The sequence below is a fragment of the Bacillus cereus group sp. BfR-BA-01347 genome, assembly GCF_022663835.1.
GTDB classification, from domain to species: Bacteria; Bacillota; Bacilli; order Bacillales; family Bacillaceae_G; genus Bacillus_A; species Bacillus_A thuringiensis_K.
The window spans coordinates 188,900-210,068 of the sequence record NZ_JAKUGG010000009.1 but is presented as its reverse complement, the minus strand read 5'-3'; the positions used below and the strand labels follow the sequence as shown (position 1 = coordinate 210,068).

Genomic DNA, 21,169 nt, shown 5'->3' with positions numbered 1-21,169 from the left:
AATGATTGTCCTTTTCTTGCCATAAAAAAATCCCCTCCAGATAAAACAGTATTGAGTCCATCATATCAGATGGACTCTTTTTTTACTGTCTACCTATAGGGGATAATACCACATTATAGATATGATGTGCCTCTTTTTATTTAGAAACATCTTAAAGTTAAAGTTTTTTAGTTAACTACAAATTTTTGCACTTTCGCATTATAGCTTTGTGCAACAGGAGAAAGATAATTATGACAAGAAAAAAACATATAATCATTATTCATGGAAGATCTACAAAACCACAACAATCTATAAAGCAAACTTTAGTTAATAACGCTCTAATAAATGGAATCCAGCGAATAAATAAAAAAATGGCAAAAGCAATTGAAGTTGGTGATGTAAAAGTAACGGTTGTATACTATGGTGATATTTTAAACCAAATATTGGTGGAAAATAGACCGGAATTAAAAAAAGAACTCGTTTGGATTTCAGATAATTGGTATGTTCCAGATAATACTTACAACAAACCCTTACAAAAACTAATAAAAAGACCCCTTGAAAAGCACACAATAGAAGATTATGATCGATTAATTGAAAAACAAGAAATTATAAAATTTGGTGATGATTTAGCTACAATTGCGAGCCCCTTCTTATCTTTAATTGGAATAACTCAAAAAGTAATAAATAAACTCCTTCCAGATTTAGGTTCTTATCTAACTAGCAGGGTAGTAGGGTCGCAAATTCGTGAACGTTTGCAACCAATTTTAAGGGAATCTTTATTAGCAAATGATGATATTGCCTTAATATCACATAGCATGGGATGCATGGTATCTTATGACGTTTTATGGAAGTTTTCAAGGATGAGTGAATATAAAGATTTATGGGAGAAAAAAATTTCATTGTGGATGACATTAGGTAATCCATTAGGCGAGCCTGCAGTGAAAAAAAGTCTCTATGATTCAAACGAACCAAATGATGGAATGTACCCAACTAACATTATGAATTGGATTAATATTCGAGCTGTAGATGATTTTGTAGCACATGATGGTGACATAAAGGATGATTTTCATCAAATGCTTGAGAGAAATCTTATTAGAAGTATTACAGATGAGCCTGAAATCTACACATTTTGGGTAGATGAGAAAGGGAAATGTAACCCCCATAAATTATATGGATATTTGAATCATCCTGTTGTATCAGAAAAAATACTTAATTGGTTACAAAATTAATTGCATAAATCTATTTTATAAATTGCTATAAAATACTTATTATAAGAGCCTAAAATCAGTTCACGCCAGCTAAATAATTAGCCCTTGTAAATAAAATTTATTTTTAAATACAAATAAATTACGGAACAAGTAGTTTACTCCTTTCATTTCCTTTTCTTTAAACTTAGTCCCCATAATGTTATAACCAAGAAAGAAATGTTAGTACAAAAATTTAAACAAAAAGGCATACCTCTAGGTGTGCCTTTTTGTAGTGAACCTTTTATGCTTGTAAATACATATTTAGTTTTGAACTAAATAGAACTGAGCCAACACTGTATAGCACAATACTTGATTCCGGATATATTTGATCTTTCACAAAAGGTAGTACTAAAAAAATCCAGCCGAACGATATTTAAAATCTCTATAAATTGTAAGAGAACTTAACTAAATAACTGTAAGATGAATCAATAAAAAAGAATTTTTTAACTAATACTGAAATGCTATTGTCGCATACTGAATTAGATGTGGAACTTTTCAAAGTGTAGAAAAGAACTATTTATCATTATTTTTATTAATATATAAATAAAACTTTATTCAAATTAATATATATTCGTATCTTAATATAAATTGTGTATATGAATTTAATAATAACTTATAGATAGATTTTTTTTCAGAATAAAATTCTGTTATTTAATTCATAATATAAAAGGTAATTTAAATCGTATAATTGGGAGGATTGAATTTGTCAAATAATGAAGCGCTAGATCATTGCGTGCAAATGAACATAAATGATAATCAATTAATTGAAGCATCTCGTTTAGCAATTCAAGAAAATCCGGATAATGCGCTCGACTCCTATGGAGTGTCAAAGGAAGCCATTGATAATAATGAAATGGCTTTAATAACAGCAAAAAAATGGAAGAGTGGTCGAACTCTACGTGTACGTTTTCTTGATGGGAACACAGTAATACAAGAAAAAGTTAAAAAATATGCTAATGAATGGAGCAGATACGCCAATATTAAATTTTTATTTGGTGATGATTCAAATGCAGAAATACGTATTACATTTCGACATAAGGGATTCTGGTCTTATGTAGGTACTGATAATCTAGGAATTCCTATAAATCAACCTACTATGAGCTTAACCGGTTTAACACCTGCAAGCTCAGAATCACAAATTTCTCGTGTTGTTTTGCATGAATTTGGTCATTGTATAGGTATATCACATGAACAAGCTAGTCCAGGAGCAAATATACCTTGGGATAAACCAGCTGTATATCGATATTATGCAGAGAATAGTGGTTGGTCTAAAGAAATGGTTGACCAGAATGTATTAGCTAAACTCAATCCACAAGGAGTTTCATTTACACCACACGATTCTAAATCAATTATGCAATATCCTGTGCCAAATGAATTAACTATCGGTGATTTTGAAATTGGTTGGAATACTTCTTTATCAGAAATAGATAAAATTTTTATAGGGAAGATGTATCCCTTATAAATTGAGCAAATTTTAGAGAAATATATAGTTACTAAGAGAATGTATCTCAAATTACTATATAAACTCTATTTTAAGTATGAAAACCAGGTTAATAATCATTTAATTTCGATATAAAAAGGATTAGATTTTATGCCTAAAACAGTTAAAGTATGCATTGATAAAATACCACCTAATTTTTCTAAGGAAATAAGTCTTATTGATCAGTATAAGTGGGTACCAGGCCAAACAATAAATGTGTGTTTTTTAGAGGGGCTTCCTGAAGTGAAAGAAAAAGTCAAAAAACATGCAAAAAGATGGGAAGAATTTGCAAATATAAAATTGGAATTTGGAAATAATCCTGACGCAGAAATACGTATAGCATTTGACATGAATGACGGTAGTTGGTCATATATTGGAACCTCCTGTAAGGAAGTGGATAAGAAGGAGCCAACAATGAACTATGGTTGGCTTCAACCAGACACTCCTGAAGTTGAATACTCAAGAGTGGTATTACATGAATTTGGAAATGCCCTGGGGTGTATTCACGAGCATCAAAATCCGAGTGCGAAAATACCTTGGGATAAAAAGCTGTATATACGTATTATATGGGCCCACCAAATAACTGGTCAAAAGAAGATGTTGATAACAACATATTTAATCGATACGATAAAAATATAACGAGTTTCACAGAATTTGATCCAACATCAATAATGCTCTATACGATACCCAATGAGCACACAATTGGAGATTTTGAAGCTATTGGAGGAGTGACATTTTCGGAAAAAGATAAGCAATTTATTCAACAAATGTACCCTTTCTACTTTCTAAATACTTTTGAAGTGAGCTACTACTATTATTATAAGAAAATTAAACAGTATTAGAAAAGATACTCATATTCATACAAATGGTATTAAAAAATGTATATTTGGGAGGACTAACTACATGTCTAATATGCAATTCGAAAATGATTTAATTTTCAATCAGAAATTAATGTCTTTACAACAACAAAATGCTCTGAATCGCTTTATTGAACGCTCAAACAAACGTGAACATCTCAAGAGTGAATTACAGCATAAAAATCCATTGGAAGTAAGCAAACCAGAACGGGCTTCTTTTCGAAAAGCAATTATTAATCCACGAGATGGCTTAGCATTAGAGCGCATTATTGAAGGAAATGATTTATTTCCTATCTCTTACTTTGAAGCAGGACTTAAAGCTGCTAAGTCTGTTTGTAGAATTGAGGTTCGCGATCGTATTGGAAGGGTTCGCGGACATGGTACAGGTTTTCTTGTGTCTCCATCTTTACTCCTTACAAATAATCATGTTTTAGCAGATGAAGATGCTGCGCTTTTTAGTCTTGCACAATTCAATTATGAGTTGGGGTTAGATTTAAAAGAAAGAGAAATTAAAAATTTTCGTTTAGCGCCAAATCGTTTTTTTATAACAGATGAGAAACTTGATTTTACATTAGTTGCAGTAGAAGAAACATCTGCTGACGAAGCGAAATTAAGTGATTTTAATTTTTTACCGCTTTTACCGCATAAAGGAAAGATATTAGTTGGTGAGCACGTATCAATAATTCAGCATCCTTCAGGTGCACCTAAGATGGTAGCGAATAGAGAGAATAAAGTTCAAGATATATTTGATGATTTTATTCATTATGAAACGGATACACAGCCAGGTTCATCTGGATCAGCTGTATTTAATGATGAATGGATGGTTATTGCACTTCATCATTCAGGAGTTCCTGATCCAAAAGATAGTACAAAATATATAGCAAACGAAGGAATACGAATTAGTAGTATTGTACAGTTTGTTATGAATCAGTCTCAAAATCTAAGTGATGATAAGAAGAAATTACTTGACGATTTTTCAAAATCGTGGGAATTAGTTGAAAACACAACTGGAGAGTTAATTTCTGAGGAGTTACCTTTAGAGTGGCACAAAGACTCGACAGGTCATGATACTAAATTTTTAGGTGATAATTATGAAGTTTCACATCCTAAATTACGTCCCGATCTTGAATTAGATATAGCGCTTCTCAAGAATGGAGAAAGAATATTAAACTATACACATTTTTCGATTGTTATGAGTAAAAAACGTCGTTTAGCTTACTATACTGTAGTTAATATTGATGGGAATAATTTGAAAAATGTGGGCCGTGAAGATGACTGGAATTTTGACCCTCGTATTGATAAAAAATATCAGTGCGGTGATGAACTATATATAGATAATGATCTTGATAGAGGACATCTTGTTCGTAGAAGGGATCCTGTGTGGGGAAATTCTGCAGAAGAAGCAAACAAAGATACTTTCTATTTTACAAATGCCTCACCACAACATAAAAAATTAAATCAAGAGACATGGTTGGGTCTAGAGGATTATATCTTGAAAAATGCTAAAAACTTTAACCTTAAAGTAACAGTGTTTACCGGACCAGTATTCCGAAGTGATGATTTGATTTATCGAGGAGTACAAATACCAGCAGAATTTTGGAAGGTAGTTGTAATAGTTAAGCAAGATGGTAATTTATCTGCTACAGCTTATTTACAATCTCAAAAAAATTTAATAGATAATCTGGAATTTGCATATGGCGAATATAAAACATATCAAGTAGCCGTTTCGAAAATTGAAAACTTAACAGGTCTTGATTTCGGTGGGTTAAGAAATCATGATCCACTTAATGAAATAGAATCAACAAATGGTCATATTATTGAAACGTATGAAGATATAAACTTTTAAATTAAAGAATACACTAATCAATTAGAAGGAGCATGTTTTTGAAAGGTATGTCGAAATATGCTCCTTCTACTCGGGGTTCAGCCGAGATACGTGTAAAAACGGGTCATATACTGGTTTTTATTTCCATATTTTGACCCGTTTATCTTTTATACAGGTATATTCTCTTCTATTGGTTGTGGAATGTTTTGTAAATCAATCACATAATCGCCAAAACGTTTTAAATGTTTCGTCATATATGGGCTTAACATAACCAGATCTTCTCGTGAGAATCGATAACCTTCTCTCTTGAGTTGCCATAAAATCATGGTAATATCAACGGCATTTTGAAAAATGACTGCATTGGCAACGAGATCATTATATTTAATACGTTTTTCTTGTTCTACTGGATCATTTTCAGTAATAATTCCATCCCCACCAAAGAATAACCACTTTGAAAAACCATTATATGCTTCCACTTTATTTGTACTAGCTGTAATTTGCTCTCTTAAATTCATATCTGAGATATATCTAAGAAGAAATATCGTTCGAATGACTCTGCCTAGCTCTCGAAATGCTTGGTACAGTCGATTCTTTTTACTATTACTTCTCAGTTTTCTGAGAAGAGTTGAGGGTAGTATCTTTCCAGCTTTTATAGACAAAACAACTTGAAATAAATCTTGCCAATGAGTCTCAATTAACTTCCAATCGATTACATCACTAAATAAAGGACCTATATGTTTATATTGAATATGTTTGCTTGGTCTAAAAAACTTTAAGTCTTTCCAATTCCGAATTCTAGGCATTAAATTGATTCCTAATAGATAAGAAAGTGCAAAGACGGGGGTAGACTGACCTTGTGTATCAGCATGAATCGTATCGGGTTGGATATTTTTAGCAATCCATCAATAATATAAACAGCTTCCCAAACCCCACAGGGGATAAAATGGCTAAATAAAGCAATATAATTATCCGAAACATGATGATAAGCTATTCCTCCATAGCCCCCATATCTGATATGGTATTCTGACAGTAAGTTTTCTTCATATAAATCGTATTTTGTTCCATCAGCGGCGGCTGTTTTTCCACTCCCCCATAGTTTTGGAAGGCTAAAGAGGTTGTATTGATTTAAAATATCTTGAATTGAGGCATCTAATTTTTGGGCACTGATGTGAGTTAGCAGGAAATAAACATCCAGTTACAGGCATTCCGTATGATTTAGATGGTTTCCCTATTTTTAAACCCGTTTCTGAAGTTAAATTAAAAGAAGCTGATTTTAAAAAATCTAGACCAACACATGATAGAATATGTAGTAAAGCATTATACGAACAAATAATGAAAGACCCTAAGCTAGCTGCAAAATTCACAGAAGAAGAAATAGAGTTATTTAAGCTGGGCGAGGTACCAGAAAATTATACATGGCATCATCATCAAGAAGCAGGACGAATGCAACTTGTGGATTATGAAACACATAGGAAAACAGATCACACTGGTGGATATAAAATTTGGGGAAAAGAAAGCGATAAGTAAGGAGGAGTATATATGACAACGTTACTTGGATTGGAGTAAATAAAAAAAATTACAGATGAAAATATTCAGAAAGTAGAACAATATTTCAATATTAAATTCCCTATGGATTTTGTAGAATGTGTAAAAAAATATGATAGTGGTTATCCAAGACCAAAAATATTTGATGTACCCGGACAGGATGAGAATGTATTTAGTAAGCTTTTAACTTTTGATTTAGAAAGTAGAAATTCAATCATTCAAGTTTATGATGATATAAAAGATAGATTAGCAAATAAAGTATATCCCTTTGGTAAGGATTCATTTGGGAATCATCTGTGTTTTGATTACCTTAGCAATCCTGAATCACCAACAGTAGTATTTTGGGAGCATGAGGAGGAAAACATAGAGGAAGCAATATACCCTGTTTGCTCAACATTTACAGAATTGCTTGCTAGTCTACGTGATTTCGAAGAAGATTGAGGGAACTAAAAAACGGTCTAGAATTCTAGACCGTTTTTTTTGATTTACTAATTTTCCAACCATCAGCCGTTTTCTCTAGTTCAATTACGTTAACTTCTATTAAAATCTTTTAATAAATTTGGATTGTCTATATCATAAAACACTAAGTTTATTGCTTTTATATTAACAGTAAAATCTCTAATGTCATGGGTGTTTAAAATTTTTATTTCCTCAATATTGGAATTTATTGTTACATCAATTGAAATTGGAACTATTTTCAAGAAAAGATTTTCGTTATTTTCTTGAATTGCTAAAAAAATATGGTAACGATAACTAGTTTGATTATTATCTTTTTGATAATAGAAAAAGTAAGATTCATTTTCTTGATGTGAAAGGTTTAAAAAAGCGTTAGTTATAGTATTTAACACCCTAGAACGAAAAATATTATTATGTTCTGATAATTCTAGGAGGTTGTTAACAGCGAAATAGATAGTGTCAATCATTTTGCCAACACTAACCCCTTCTTTTTTTATAGTATGATTTATACTATTTGTTACAAAAGTATTGTCGTAAAAATCTGTAATCTCGATAGCTTTTTGAAAATCGAAGCTAAAATCCTCAATATTTAAAGATTTTTGAAATTCCTGTGATAAAGTTAAAACCTTATCTAAATATCTTTGGTCTAATTGGTACACCTCTAAATATGAAATAGCATTCAGAGAAGGTAAAGCCATGGTAATCACTCGATTATAAAACATATCATTCACCCTCCTAATTAATTATCCACACTATACACCTATAATATACCAAAAAAAACCATTTGTGGAATGTAAAAAAGCATTAAATCTTAAATTAAATTAATAAACTTGAATTTCTACAAGTTTTTAATGAAATTTTATTAGATTTGTATACGAAATAAACCTTAATGAAGTGAAAGGTTTATTTCGCTAGCTATTTGATAGTATAAGGATGAGAGGAGGGAATACAAAAATATCAAAATGTAATATTCTTTATTAAATTAATAGGAGGTATATTTAAATGGATTTTCTAAATGAAGAAATTTACGATGTTATTGGAATAGGATTTGGGCCGGCAGGTATTGCGCTATCTGTTGCCATGAAGGATTTTGAAGAGGGAAATCCTTCTGATTATTTAAATTTAAAATGTTTATTTGTAGAGCAAGCCAAGGATTCCACTTGGATGCCGGAAATGTTACTACCGGGAACAGATATTCAACATCATTACCTCAGAGACTTGGCTACACCTCGTAATCCAAGAAGTAGGTATACTTTTCCGATGTATTTAAAGGAAAAAGATAGATTATTTACGTTTGGCCAATTTTCAAGTAATCCTGGAAGAATTGAATGGTCGGATTACGTAAAGTGGGTTGCAGATCAAGTATCAGAAAATACTCTTTATAGACATAAATTTTTAAATGTTGAGCCAATTGTATCATCAGAAACTAAAGCGGTAGAAATGGTTCAAGTTTCCACACAAGATTTAAATACTGGGGCTATAAAAAAATTTAAAGCACGAAATATAGTCTTAAGTACAGGTAGAAGAAAAAACATTCCCGAAATTTGTAAAGAATTTGTTGGCCAGAGAGTATTTCACTCAAGTGGTTATAAAAGTCATATTAAAACAGTTCAAGAAAAACAACCTACATTCGCTGTAATTGGGTCAGGACAAAATGCTATTGAAATTGTATTAGATCTTGCGCAACGATTCCCACAATCAAAAATAACTTCTATTCATCGTGGTATGGGATTTCGACTTTATGATTTAGGTCACTTTAGTAATGAAGTATATTTCCCTTATTTTGCTGATTATTTCTATTCTGTACCAAAACAAAAGAAACAATATTTGTTTGAAAAAATAAAACATACAAACTATTCTGCGGTTGATGCTGATGTAAGTCGTTCTTTATATTGGAAAATCTACGAAGAAGGTATTCAGGGAATAAATAGAATTCAAGTTATTAATAATTCGGAGTTAACTACTATAGCTGAAAAAGATAAATCATTTAAACTGAATGTAACTGATATGTACACACAAGAAAAGTTACAACTTGATGTGGATTATATAATCTTATGTACTGGATTTTATGAAGAAAAATTCCCAAATGGATTACAATCATTAAGTAACTATATTGAATTGGATGAAGATGAGGATTTAATTATTAGTCAAAATTATGAAGTTAAGACTTCCGAGAAATTCACACCTAAAATTTATGTAAATGGTTTAACTGAAAGAACGCATGGAATAAGTGATGCAGCTTCCTTTAGTATGATGGCTGTAAAAGCTGGAAAAATCCAAGAAAGTATACAATCACAATTAAAAAATACTCGAATATTACAGGAGGTAGAATAATTGATGGAAGTCTCTTTACTAAATAATTTTGAACATCTATCTCCAGTATGGCCACACTTTACTCAAATACATGTTGATTATGCAAAAGGTCCATATATATATGATATAAATGGAAAAGAATTTTTAGACTTTACTTCAGGTATAGGAGTTACCAATACTGGACATTGTCATCCGAGAATTGTAAATGCTATAAAACATCAAGCTGAAAAAATGCTACATGCACAAGCTACTATTTTTTATAATACACCCATCACAAAATTATCTCATAAACTTTGCGATTTACTTCCTAGTGAGTTAAACTGCTTTTTCTTTAGTAATAGTGGTAGTGAAGCGGTAGAAAGTGCAATAAAGTTAGCTCGTCATGCGACAAAAAAAACTAATATTATTTGTTTCCAAGGCGGATATCATGGGCGGACTGTAGGAGCAATGGCTGTTACTACAGCAAAAAGCATTTATAGGAAATTTTATCAACCATTAATGCCTGGGGTTATTGTTAGTCCATTTCCTTATGAAATTGGAAATAATTTTGACTCAGATGAATTAACAAAACGATGTTTAAAGGAATTAGAACATATTTTATTAACTCAAACTTCTCCAGAGGAAACTGCTGCAATGATTATAGAACCAATATTAGGAGAAGGTGGATATGTTATTCCGCCAAAGTCTTTTATTCAAGGTTTACGAGAAATTTGTGACAAATATGGAATTCTATTAATTTTTGATGAAATTCAAACTGGATTTGGACGAACAGGTAAATTATTTGCAATGGAGCACTTTGAAGTTACACCAGATATTTTAGTAATTGCAAAAGGTTTGGCATCAGGTTTACCTCTTAGTGGAATTGCTGCATCAAAAGAATTAATGAGTAGATGGATAACTGGTTCTCATGGTGGGACTTATGGTGGAAATATATTAGCAGCTGCAGCTGCAATAGAAACTATCAATGTCTTAAAAGAAGAGGACCTAGTGGAAAATTCAAAAAAAACAGGGGAGATTATACTTAATTATTTAAAAGGTCTTCAGGAAATTTATCCGTTCATTTCGGATGTACGAGGACTTGGTCTTATGATAGCATGTGAGTTTCTAGATCATGAAGGTCTTCCAGATTCAAAAACAGCTAAAAGGATTCGTGAGTTATGTGTTGAGAGGGGATTAATACTCTTGACATGCGGAACACAGGATCATGTTATTCGTTGGATTCCTCCATTAATCATAAATAAGTTACACGTACAAGATGCCGTATCAATATTTTCTTCTGCATTATTACAATATAAGGAAGAGAAAAATGAATAGTCATAGTGATATCTTGATAGTAGGTGGGGGCATAATTGGAGCAAGTATTGCATATTATTTATCTCAAAATCATGTAGGGAAAATAACTCTATGTGAACAATCACGACCACCAGGAATAGGGGCTACCAGTAAATCTGGCGGCCTTCTGAGAATGCATCATACAAACTCGTTTCAAAGCAAACTAGCTTGGAAAAGTTTACAAATTTATTCTAAATGGAATGAAAATATAGGTGGAGATTGCGGTTTTAATAAAACTGGTTTTGCAATGATTGTTAGCCCGGAATTTAAAAACGAAATTACACACAATGTAAGTATGATAAGTGAAATAGGCGTACCTATTAAACTGTTGTCTCCAGAAGAATATAAAGAAATACAACCTGAATCCTCTATTGAAGGAATAGGATTAGTAGCATTTGAACCACATAGTGGTTACGCAGATCCAATAAAAACTACTCATTGTTTTATAAGCAAAGCATTGGAAAATGGAGTGTTATTGAGAGAAGGAGTCCGTATAAACAAATTGATTATCCAAAAAGAAAAAGCGATTGGTGTAGAAACTAACATTGGAAGCTTGTATGCAGATAATATAATAATTGCCAACAATGTGTGGGCAACTGAAATATTAGAGAAACACAACATAAACCTACCTTTACGTTCAAAACAAATTGGCATCTGTTTTTTATCAAGAGTAGATTCCAAAGTTTCAACAAAATTATTAACTCATATTGACGATACTATTGGTACTTATTTTCGTCCGATTTCAGAGAAAGAAATATTAATTGGAATGTTTCATAATCAATGGGATGTAGATCCAAATAATAAAAATAGTGTTCCAACTTTAAAAAATATAGCTTATACACAAAATAAAATAAAGAAACGTCTACCTTTTTTAGAAAATTTCTTTCCTATAGGAGGGCGAGTAAGTTTTGATGGTTATACACCTGATAAGCACCCTATTATTGGGAAGTGTCCCCAGATTGAGAATGTATACTTAGCTGTAGGTTTTAGTGGAGGTGGTTTTAAAATTGCTCCTGCAGTTGGTGAGGCTGTTGCAAAGGAAATACTAACAAAAGAAAAACAACCAGAAATACAACCTTATCAATTGGAACGTTTTTTTGAGAGTAAACTAATAAAAGGAAAATATAGGTATGATTATATGTAATTATGTTCTTTAGTATGAGGAGGTATGTAATGCAAAATATTCGACAAGCGCATCCTTATTATATGTACGAAGAAATTTGTGAACAGGTACGTTATTTGAACAATCTTAATAACTGTTTTATTGATAATGAGCAAATCATAGAAATAGTGAATCAAATAAAATATTGTAGGAGAGTATTTATTACAGGTTGTGGAACTTCGTATCACGTAGCCTTGACAAGTGAATATATTTCCAGAATGATTTTTAAAGATGTAAATCTGATTCGTTCTGTTCCTGCGTTTGAATTAATTCATCATCCATGGAATATAAGTTCAGAAGATGTGGTCATAGCGGTATCACATTCTGGTGAAACAACAATGGTTTTAAAAGCATTAGAAAATGTTCGGGCCGTAAAAGCAAAAACTATTTTAATTACAGGATTCCCAGAAAGCAGTGCTGCACAAAAGGCGGATCATGTAATAAGTAATGGATATCCTTTTGAAAAGTCGTTAGCTCATACAATTAGTTATACAGTAAGTATAGGGGCGATATTAAGTTTGTTTTATGAGTTATCTAAATACTATGGAGTAAAAAATATATCATCTAACATCAAACAGGAATTCGAAAAAATCTCTCAGTTGGTTGAGGAAACAATTTTGTCAATTGATAAAAAAGTTTCAATCTTATCGAGGGAACTACAGCCTGCTAACAATTGGATTTTTGCAGGAACTGGAGTAGGCGAATCTTTAGCAAGAGAGGCCGCATTAAAATTTGTAGAAACTAGCTATTCACCTGCAATTGGCATAGATATAGAACAAGTACTACATGGGTATTTACCTATGTGTAATTCAAATACCGTACTCACTATTATATCACCACCTTTACGTGTTATTAATAGAATTAATGATTTAATAAGAGCAGCAGAAAAGGTTAATAGTAAAATAGTAATTTTCGCTTCACAAGATTTTATAGAAACAGATAAAACTAGAGTAATAAAATTACCATATTGTGAAGATTTGACTAGTGCTTTGGTTGGAATAATTCCCCTTCAATTAATGGCTTATTATGTATCTGTTACAAATGGTTATAATCCTGATTTAATACGTCGAGATCAATCTAAATACATGGAAGCAAGGAGAGTCTATGAATAAATGGTAATTGATAATAATGAACCTAATTTTCATAAATTGTTAATTTTGCCAGAACAGGATAAAAGCCTACCGTCTTTCCGACTCGGATTAAGTGGAAATAAAGGTTTCCATACTTATGAATTATGTTTTGGTAGTCTCTTAGCTATACATGACTGGATAAAAGATAATCCATCACACAAGATAGAATTATTCTGGGAAGATGATAGTATTTCAGGGATTAATGATATCTCAGCAGCTGAGCGCTTAGTCAATAAGGGGGTACAAGCTGTAATTGGGCATCTAAGTAGTACAGAAGCTCTAAGAGCAGCACCTATATATAATGTAAATGATATTTTATATTTAGCGCCAGCTTCTACAGAACTTTCCCTAACAGAGAAAGAATACAATAATGTTCTACGGATTTGTGGAAAAGATAATTATTTAGCCGAAAAAGTTGTGGATTTTATTGTAAATTTTAATTGTACAAATAAGTATGTTTCAATAATATGGGAAGACATTATTCATGGGCGCTCTTTATCGAATCAAGTTGAGAAGTATTTATCCAAGAAAAAGGGGTGCACAATACTAAAGCAAAAATGGGATGTACAAATCAATTTTAATGATTTAAATATAAAAAGATCTAATATCATATTTTTTGCTGGTATCTATCAGAGTGCTCTAGAATTTCTAAGGAAACTAAAAGAGGTAGACTATAGAGGGATAATAATTTTGGGAGATGACTGTTTTATAGATGAATTTGCCAAAGAATTAAAAAATAATAATGAAAATTTATATGTAGTTTCAACAGGAAGAAATAATAATCATAGTTATTACGACACTTTTTCTAAGAATTATAAGAATATAAGTGGTACTCAAGTAGGAGCTTATTCCATAACTAGTTATGTAGCAACAAGTTTATTATTGAGTACATTACCAATTTTACAAAGAAAGGGAATAAAAGAATGTATTAATAGAATGAGTTCTTTATTGAGAACGAAATCTACTTTATTAGGTAATATTCAATTAGATGATAGAGGGGATCTGAAAAATTTCCCATGGGATGTTTATCAAATAAAATCATCTGAATTTATTTCTGTTACCTTAAAAGAAGGGAGTTTTTAAAATGCCTTGGTTTTTTGCCTATGGTATTAGTACGAATCCTGAACAAATGGTTAAAGATATTGGTGGATATAAAAATTACAAAAAAGCTGTTTTAGAAAATTACATCTATACTTTTACAGGTTACCATGAGGATTTTAGAGGGGGAACATCTACAATTATCCCACAACAAGGTGGAGGAGTCTATGGTATAGCGTATCAAATAGAAACGGAACAAATAGATGATCTTATAAAAAATGGACATGGGTATATTTTAAAAGAAAATATAGCAAAAATAGATAATGGTTCTATGCCAGTCTATACACTACAACTTGAAAATCATGCCCCCCTTGCAATGCCATCTAAAGAATATCTAGAAATAGTTAAAAATGGATTGTTGAAAAATTATAAGGAAGACTTTGTTGATTTATATTTGGGCAGAGCACTAAAGCGTGTGCAGAATGAGGGATTAATTGACTACCAACCTGTGTCTAAGGATAGTTTTACAAACGAATATAATTCACAATTTCGCAGATTATTTCCATGGCATGTTACAAAACAACAACCTTTCGGTTCAGCTTGGGCAATAGTAGAACCAGGGGAGCAAACTAACCCACATCATCATGATGAAGAGGAAACCTTTATTGTTCTTAGCGGAAAAGGAATAATTAATGTTGATGGACAAGAAAAGATAGTCGGAAAAGGAGATATTATATATTTTGAGCCATTTTCAACTCATACAATAAAAAATATAGGTGACACGTCTTTAGAATTTTTATGTATTTGGTGGGGGGCATTACTAGAGGCACGATAATTAATAGAATAAGATGTTTATTTTAATTTTTTTCAATAATTTATATTGCTTTTTAGTTTTTTAACAAATAAAAAGTGAGGGATTATAAATGAAAACTTTTATTGTAACCGCAACTCCCCCTACGACTAATGGGGATTTACACATTGGACATTTATCTGGACCATATTTAGCAGCAGATGTGTTTAGTAGATTTCAAAAAATGAAAGGAAATAATGTAATTTACTCAACGAGTGGAGATGATCATCAAACTTATATAGCAACAACAGCTAAAAGAAAAGGATGGACTCCCGAGAAATTAGTAGAATATTATACAAAAAAAGTGCAAGATACTTTAGGTGCCGCATTTATAAATCTCAACATTTTTTCCAATTCTTTAAACAATCAAGAGCATATTAAATTTGTCCAAAGTATTTTTAAGAAATTATACAATAAAGGAGTTTTTGTCGAAAAGCAAAAAGAAATACACTTTTGTAATAATTGCGATCAGTATTTATTTGAATCTTTTATAAAGGGTGAATGTCCATTTTGTAACGAAAAAGCTTCAGGAAACCTCTGTGAAGCCTGTGGTAGAATTAATGATCCAATTGAGCTTATTAATCCGGTTTGTGGTCTGTGTGGGGAAACACCAACAATTAGCAGTTACAAAGGGATGTTTTTTCCATTAGAAAATTACCGAGATCAGCTGGTGGAATATTATAATTCAAGAGTTAGTTGGAGGCCTCATCTCAAGGAATTATGCAATTGGATTGTTTCAAAACCTATTCCTGATTATCCTGTAACATATCCCACTAAATGGGGTATACCAGTACCAATTAAGGGATATACAAACCAGTGTATTAATGTTTGGTTTGAAATGTATCCAGGACATATAGCAACTACAAATAAATGGTTACAATTAAATGATAGTAATTTTTCAGTGGAGAACTTGTGTGAAAATAATGCAACACTTGTACAATTTCTTGGTTATGACAACAGTTTCTTTAATGCAGTTTTGCATGTAGCAACATGTTTTGCAATAGACGAAGGTTATTTATTACCTGAGCACATCATTACCAATGAGTTTTATTTATTAGAGCACGCAAAATTCTCTACAAGTAGAGAGCATGCAATATGGGGCAGTGATTTATTAAAAGAAGTACCGGCAGACTCTTTACGCTATTATGTTTGTCGTACAAATCCGGAACACACCCAAACAAACTTCTCATTAAAAGATTTCAATCAAATTAGAAAAAATGAATTGGAAGATACTTGGTTTAATACAATTAGTACCTTTATTGAAATTATAAAGGAAACTTCCATGGATTTAAGCCTATTTAATGATTTCATTGACCTCAAAGCAAAAGCAACTGTGAGTTGGGCAAAAAAATCTCTAGAATCTTTTTATGATATTAATCACTTTAGTCTGCGGCAGGCTAGCCAAGTATTACACGAATATTTACAAATATGTAAGGATTATTTAGACACCCAAGTAATTCCTGTAAAAGATATAAATATGAAAATTTATTTACAAAGATTAGCCTCTTTAGGGTATATGATTCAAGCATTAATTTATTTTGCCCAACCTATACTTCCAAGTTTTTCGATGACCCTTAAGGAAGCGCTAGGAGTAGATGTATCTTCCAATCAAAATCTTAATTGGGAAAATATCGAAAAAATAAAATTTGATAACACTAATATAAACGTCGTAAAAAATTGGTTCTGTGAAACAAAAAAAGTAATGCAATAAACAAATTAATATTACTTTTAAGTGGGTGGGATAATGAACATACGAATCATGAAATTTGGAGGAACCTCTATAAATACCTTTAGAAAAAGGGAATATATAGTTTCTCTAATTAAGGAAACCATTGAACAAGGCTTTAACCCAGTCATCATTGTCTCCGCAATAGGAAGAATAGGAGATCCTTATTCAACTGATACATTGTTAGAATTTTTAAGAAGCAATAGCGTAAATATAAATGAACATGATCAAGCTTTATTGTTATCTTGCGGAGAAATAATTTCAAGTGTCGTAATTAGTAGTATGTTGAATAGTGCAGGTATAAAATCTATAGCTTTAACAGGCACACGAGCAGGAATTCAAACATCCTCTAAAAAATACATTAATAGCTCTATAACAAAAATCCATACATCTTGTCTTTTAGAAAATATAAAAAAAGGTTACATTCCAGTAATTGCAGGGTTTCAGGGGCACACACCAGAAAAGGAAGTAACAATACTGTCCCGTGGTGGAAGTGATACAACCGCAACAGCTTTAGGATATACATTAGATGCACATGAAATAGACATTTTTACTGATGTAGAAGGAATTATGACTACAGATCCAGCTATTATAAATGAAGCTATGGTTATACCACAGATTTCATATAAAAATGCTTATCTAATGGCTAAGTTTGGGGCTAAAATTATAAATGCAGAATCAATAAAATGGGCAGAGAGGAAAGGGATACCTATCAATGTCCGGATGACTTTAACTAAGCAGATAGGTACAAAAATTTCAACTTCTACACAAGATAATATGAGGAAAAACAACGTTTTTGCTATTCAATACAATAATAAAAGTAGAAAAACAGTAAATGTAAATATATTAGGTATTTTTGATGGTAATCATTATCATATAGTGGAGGCAATTAAGAAGACATTGTCATCACATCTAATACCTATATTACAAGTGATTCCAAAAGAAAATGTAATATCAATAAAAATTTCAACAAGCTTTCTATTTAAGACTCTACAATTACTGCATCGCGAATTTATTCAGTACACTTATACCGCTGAAGGTACGAAGAATATATATGTATGAATACTTTTGTAAAAGGTTCAATATGGATGTAGTGAGGTGTTAAATGATTAATAAGCAGATAGTTAAAGAAATAAAAAGTGTTATAGATGTATCCGATTCTTCATTAGTTGCAGCAGAAAAAATTATTCAAACTTATTTATTACCTTTATATGAGCAGAAATGCATGCTTGAAGAAAAAAATGTGAAACAACAACAAACTATTGATAAGCTTCAAACCGCTTCCGTAGTAAATAGAAATAAAGACAAACTATATTTCTATAGATAAACTTATTTTATCCAAATAAAGAACTCTTTTACTTCTTATAAGAAGTAAAAGAGTTCTTTATTGTGTAAAGTGTATAAAAAGTTAATGGTGTAATAGAACTAATAATTTTGATTTATACTAGCCAATTTTCGCATGTAATTTATATACATAAAATAAAGAATTACTACTATTAGTGGTACAAAGAAGTATATACCAAAGAAAGGGATTAATGAAAGACATAAAATTAAAGATATTAAAGCAGCTTTTTTTTGTAGTGTACCTTTTTTGAAAAGTTTAATACCAGCTGCTGATGAAAAAATATATACCATTAAGCCTAATGAATTTGGGATAAATAACAGATCCACATAAGATATTTTTAATGTACTTATTGTTATCACACCTATAGATGCAAAGACGAAAATAAATACTACTACACGAGTGGGGGTTTGAGTACGTTGATTTATTTCAGAAAAATAAGTTGGAAATGCTTTATCACGGCTTAAAGCAAAACCTAGTTGTGTTATGCTAGCAATAAATGCGTTGACGGTACCTAAGCAAATAATAAAAGCTAATATAGCAGTTAAATATTTCGCACCGATTCCTATTGAATCTTGCATTAATAGTGCTAAGGGAGAGAGGTTGCTTTCAAGGTTACCATATGTCTTAGTGCCAATAGTGATTAGGCTTAATAAAATAAACAATATGCCTATAATCCCTGCACTAATAATCGTCCCTTTAATAATATCTTTTTCTGGCTTTACAAACTTATCTGCAAGGTTACATATTGCTTCCCAGCCAAAGAAAGACCATAAACACATTGTCATAGCTGTGCCAATTGAAATTATCCCATTAGGTGCAAATGGTTTAAAGTTAGAATACTCAAACTTATCGAAAGAAGAGTATATTGTTACTAGCAATAAAACAATTAATAATGAGCTCAAAATCAAAGATAATTTACCACTTGTTTGTACACCAAAATAGTTAGAAATTGAACCCATTAATAAGATAAATAATGCTAAACAAGTAATCATACCGTTGGATAGGTTAAAAGCGATTCCTACATAAAAAGCACCAGTTAGAGAGACTATGATTTGTCCTACTGCAGCACAGAAGAAATAAAACCAACCTATTAAATTACCCATATGATTTCCATAAGCCATTCTTACAAAAGTAGCTGCACCACCTGCATCAGGATAAGATCGTGATAAGCAAGCAAAGGTATATGCAAGAGGGAAGCTTAAAATAATTATAAATATCCACGAAATGATTGATGCAGGTCCAGCTATATTAGCAGTACTTGCTGATAAAAATAATACCCCAGAACCCAAAATTGCAGCGATATACAGAGCAATTGCTTGATACAGTGTAATTGATTTATTTCCCATAAAATCACTCCTTTTATAAAAGGGTAACATGATTAATATAAAAAATTCTTTTTAAATTTTGCTATTCAATTCTACAAACTGGGGCGGATAGTACATGTAGCCAACTCTGCGAATAGATAAAAGTAATTTAGGATTTTTAAAATCATCTTCGATCCTTTTCCTGAGCCTACATATATATACATACAATTCGTCTTTAGTAATATAATCATTTGTGCCCCAAGCATATTGTATTAATTCTTCACTGGATATAGGAACTTTCTTATTACATACCAAATAAAATAACAACTTAAATTGAATCCTTGAGAGAGATAATTGTAAACCGTTCTTAATGATAGTCTCTTTCTGAATATCTAATTGTAAGTTAACATCAAGAGTTAAAAGTGCATTGTTATTAATCATAATCAACGACCTCCATCTTCAATATATTTAGTTATCACTATCTGCATACTAATATATCTGTTAATGAAACTTGCTAAGATACCAGAGACAATACGAGGAAAATACCTTTTTTTAAAAATTTTATCATTTATATCCAAAATTTGTTCATTTTTTAGAAAATTCTACAAAATATTTATCGACAAAGCTTTGTAATTATGGAATTACGAGTGAAAGTCGATTTTTGAAAAGGGAGTAAAGATTCTGTAGTTGCAAATCAAAATTGAAGGAATTCTTTTTGAAATAAAACGAATGCTCTTATTGGATTTTTTAGTGAACTCTATTTAAAGTCAAAATTATTGATTTTCACTTTTGGTGTAATTTTCTATATTCATTAGGTGTGTATCCAGTTTTCTTTTTGAATAATGTAGAAAAATATGCTGTATTTTGTATACCTACAGTAAGTCCAATTTCTATTATTGAATAATTGGTTTGCTCAAGATAATACTTAGCCTTTGAAGTTCTGATTTGTTGAATATATTCCATAGGAGTTAATCCTTTAATTCTTTTAAAGGTACGTTGTAAATGGAAGGGGCTTCCATGAGATATAGAGGCCAACTTTTCTAATGTCAAAGGTTCATCAAAGTTCTTATCAATGTAATCTGTAACATATTTTATCCATTCCTCATTAGGTAAATTTAATGCATTTGGTTTACAACGTTTACAAGGGCGAAAATTTTGAGATAATGCTTCTTGTGCATTTTTAAAAATCTTCACATTATCTATTTTAGGAATTTTAGATTTGCATGAGGGACGACAAAAAATACCTGTCGTTTTTACTCCATAATAAAACTTATTGTCATAAGAAGAATCATTATATATAATAGCATGCCACTGCTCGTTGGTAATTTTTTGGGATTTATTTTTTTTGCATAATGGGACAGTTTTTTTATTATTTGGCTCATTTTTCATAAACTCACCTCTATAATTAGTATAACTTTAATAGAATTTTGATGTTAGTTGTTTTTATAAATTAAAGTAACAGGAATATTAGGTCAAGATTTAATAAGATGAGTTGTTACAAAAAAGCTAATAATAAAAAAACTGTCTGAGAATAGTTTTTTTGTTTTTATGTATGGTATACAGTATAAGATTTGTAGGAT

At 31.2% G+C, this 21,169-nt stretch carries 17 protein-coding genes and 3 pseudogenes; 15 read left to right on the top strand and 5 right to left on the bottom strand.

The genetic code is table 11. The annotated features are described in order from the left end of the window. Window positions 1-230: 230 nt before the first annotated feature. The 4 genes from MR143_RS15730 (at window position 231) to MR143_RS15715 (ending at window position 5,409) form a co-directional block, all read left to right on the top strand. Window positions 231-1,208, top strand: coding sequence for a hypothetical protein (locus MR143_RS15730; RefSeq protein ID WP_202822883.1), 978 nt, complete (start codon window positions 231-233; stop codon window positions 1,206-1,208). A 721-nt stretch (window positions 1,209-1,929) separates the two neighbouring features. Next, the gene (locus MR143_RS15725) at window positions 1,930-2,688 is read left to right on the top strand and encodes a M12 family metallopeptidase (protein WP_000069205.1); all 759 of its coding nucleotides are present in this window, start codon (window positions 1,930-1,932) and stop codon (window positions 2,686-2,688) included. A 129-nt stretch (window positions 2,689-2,817) separates the two neighbouring features. Further along, complete coding sequence (locus tag MR143_RS15720; protein WP_003304220.1) at window positions 2,818-3,345, top strand: M12 family metallopeptidase; 528 nt, start codon at window positions 2,818-2,820, stop codon at window positions 3,343-3,345. Window positions 3,346-3,609: 264 nt separating this feature from the next. Then, window positions 3,610-5,409: a DNA/RNA non-specific endonuclease gene (locus MR143_RS15715; RefSeq protein ID WP_000069116.1), complete on the top strand. Its 1,800-nt coding sequence runs from the start codon at window positions 3,610-3,612 to the stop codon at window positions 5,407-5,409. A gap of 146 nt (window positions 5,410-5,555) precedes the next feature. Here the strand turns inward: MR143_RS15715 and MR143_RS15710 are convergent. Beyond that, window positions 5,556-6,559 (bottom strand): annotated as a pseudogene (locus MR143_RS15710) (transposase); the annotation flags it as partial. Here MR143_RS15710 and MR143_RS15705 point away from each other — a divergent pair. Both MR143_RS15705 and MR143_RS15700 read left to right on the top strand, forming a co-directional pair. Further along, a pseudogene (locus tag MR143_RS15705) lies at window positions 6,559-6,915 on the top strand (HNH endonuclease); the annotation flags it as partial. The pseudogenes MR143_RS15710 and MR143_RS15705 overlap by 1 nt on opposite strands. Window positions 6,916-6,923: 8 nt before the next feature. Next, window positions 6,924-7,374: pseudogene (locus tag MR143_RS15700) on the top strand (SMI1/KNR4 family protein). A gap of 89 nt (window positions 7,375-7,463) precedes the next feature. Here the strand turns inward: MR143_RS15700 and MR143_RS15695 are convergent. Continuing rightward, entirely contained in the window at window positions 7,464-8,111 is a 648-nt protein-coding gene (locus tag MR143_RS15695) for a hypothetical protein (protein WP_000499738.1), read from the bottom strand. A 280-nt stretch (window positions 8,112-8,391) separates the two neighbouring features. Between MR143_RS15695 and MR143_RS15690 the strand changes: the two genes are divergently transcribed. The 9 genes from MR143_RS15690 (at window position 8,392) to MR143_RS15650 (ending at window position 18,267) form a co-directional block, all read left to right on the top strand. Next, a complete protein-coding gene (locus tag MR143_RS15690) occupies window positions 8,392-9,723 on the top strand; it encodes a SidA/IucD/PvdA family monooxygenase (protein ID WP_000346903.1) in 1,332 nt (443 codons plus the stop codon). A 3-nt stretch (window positions 9,724-9,726) separates the two neighbouring features. Beyond that, window positions 9,727-11,016, top strand: a complete 1,290-nt coding sequence (locus MR143_RS15685) for an aspartate aminotransferase family protein (protein ID WP_061885017.1) — start codon at window positions 9,727-9,729, stop codon at window positions 11,014-11,016. After that, window positions 11,009-12,178: an NAD(P)/FAD-dependent oxidoreductase gene (locus tag MR143_RS15680; protein WP_001084263.1), complete on the top strand. Its 1,170-nt coding sequence runs from the start codon at window positions 11,009-11,011 to the stop codon at window positions 12,176-12,178. The genes MR143_RS15685 and MR143_RS15680 overlap by 8 nt, the downstream gene beginning before the upstream one ends. Window positions 12,179-12,207: 29 nt before the next feature. Then, on the top strand, window positions 12,208-13,308 hold the full coding sequence (locus MR143_RS15675) for an SIS domain-containing protein (RefSeq protein WP_033703451.1): 1,101 nt from the start codon (window positions 12,208-12,210) through the stop codon (window positions 13,306-13,308). Then, window positions 13,309-14,409 carry a branched-chain amino acid ABC transporter substrate-binding protein gene (locus MR143_RS15670; RefSeq protein WP_242280858.1) on the top strand — a complete coding sequence of 367 codons (1,101 nt, stop codon included), beginning with the start codon at window positions 13,309-13,311 and terminating at the stop codon, window positions 14,407-14,409. It abuts the gene before it with no gap. Window position 14,410: 1 nt separating this feature from the next. Beyond that, complete coding sequence (locus tag MR143_RS15665; RefSeq protein WP_001145763.1) at window positions 14,411-15,199, top strand: cupin domain-containing protein; 789 nt, start codon at window positions 14,411-14,413, stop codon at window positions 15,197-15,199. A gap of 88 nt (window positions 15,200-15,287) precedes the next feature. Continuing rightward, window positions 15,288-16,925 carry a methionine--tRNA ligase gene (locus tag MR143_RS15660; protein ID WP_000846733.1) on the top strand — a complete coding sequence of 546 codons (1,638 nt, stop codon included), beginning with the start codon at window positions 15,288-15,290 and terminating at the stop codon, window positions 16,923-16,925. 33 nt (window positions 16,926-16,958) lie between these two features. Then, a complete protein-coding gene (locus MR143_RS15655) occupies window positions 16,959-18,002 on the top strand; it encodes an amino acid kinase family protein (protein ID WP_242280857.1) in 1,044 nt (347 codons plus the stop codon). A gap of 43 nt (window positions 18,003-18,045) precedes the next feature. Further along, window positions 18,046-18,267, top strand: a complete 222-nt coding sequence (locus MR143_RS15650) for a hypothetical protein (protein WP_000608855.1) — start codon at window positions 18,046-18,048, stop codon at window positions 18,265-18,267. 98 nt (window positions 18,268-18,365) lie between these two features. Here MR143_RS15650 and MR143_RS15645 read toward each other — a convergent pair whose 3' ends face one another. The 3 genes from MR143_RS15645 to MR143_RS15635 all read right to left on the bottom strand — a co-directional run bounded on the left by MR143_RS15645 (window position 18,366) and on the right by MR143_RS15635 (window position 20,978). Next, window positions 18,366-19,631: an APC family permease gene (locus MR143_RS15645; RefSeq protein ID WP_000527239.1), complete on the bottom strand. Its 1,266-nt coding sequence runs from the start codon at window positions 19,629-19,631 to the stop codon at window positions 18,366-18,368. 51 nt (window positions 19,632-19,682) lie between these two features. Further along, the gene (locus MR143_RS15640; RefSeq protein ID WP_050426822.1) at window positions 19,683-20,030 is read right to left on the bottom strand and encodes a winged helix-turn-helix domain-containing protein; all 348 of its coding nucleotides are present in this window, start codon (window positions 20,028-20,030) and stop codon (window positions 19,683-19,685) included. 342 nt (window positions 20,031-20,372) lie between these two features. Further along, window positions 20,373-20,978, bottom strand: a complete 606-nt coding sequence (locus tag MR143_RS15635) for a bifunctional transcriptional activator/DNA repair enzyme AdaA (RefSeq protein WP_000787313.1) — start codon at window positions 20,976-20,978, stop codon at window positions 20,373-20,375. Between the last annotated feature and the right edge of the window lie 191 nt (window positions 20,979-21,169).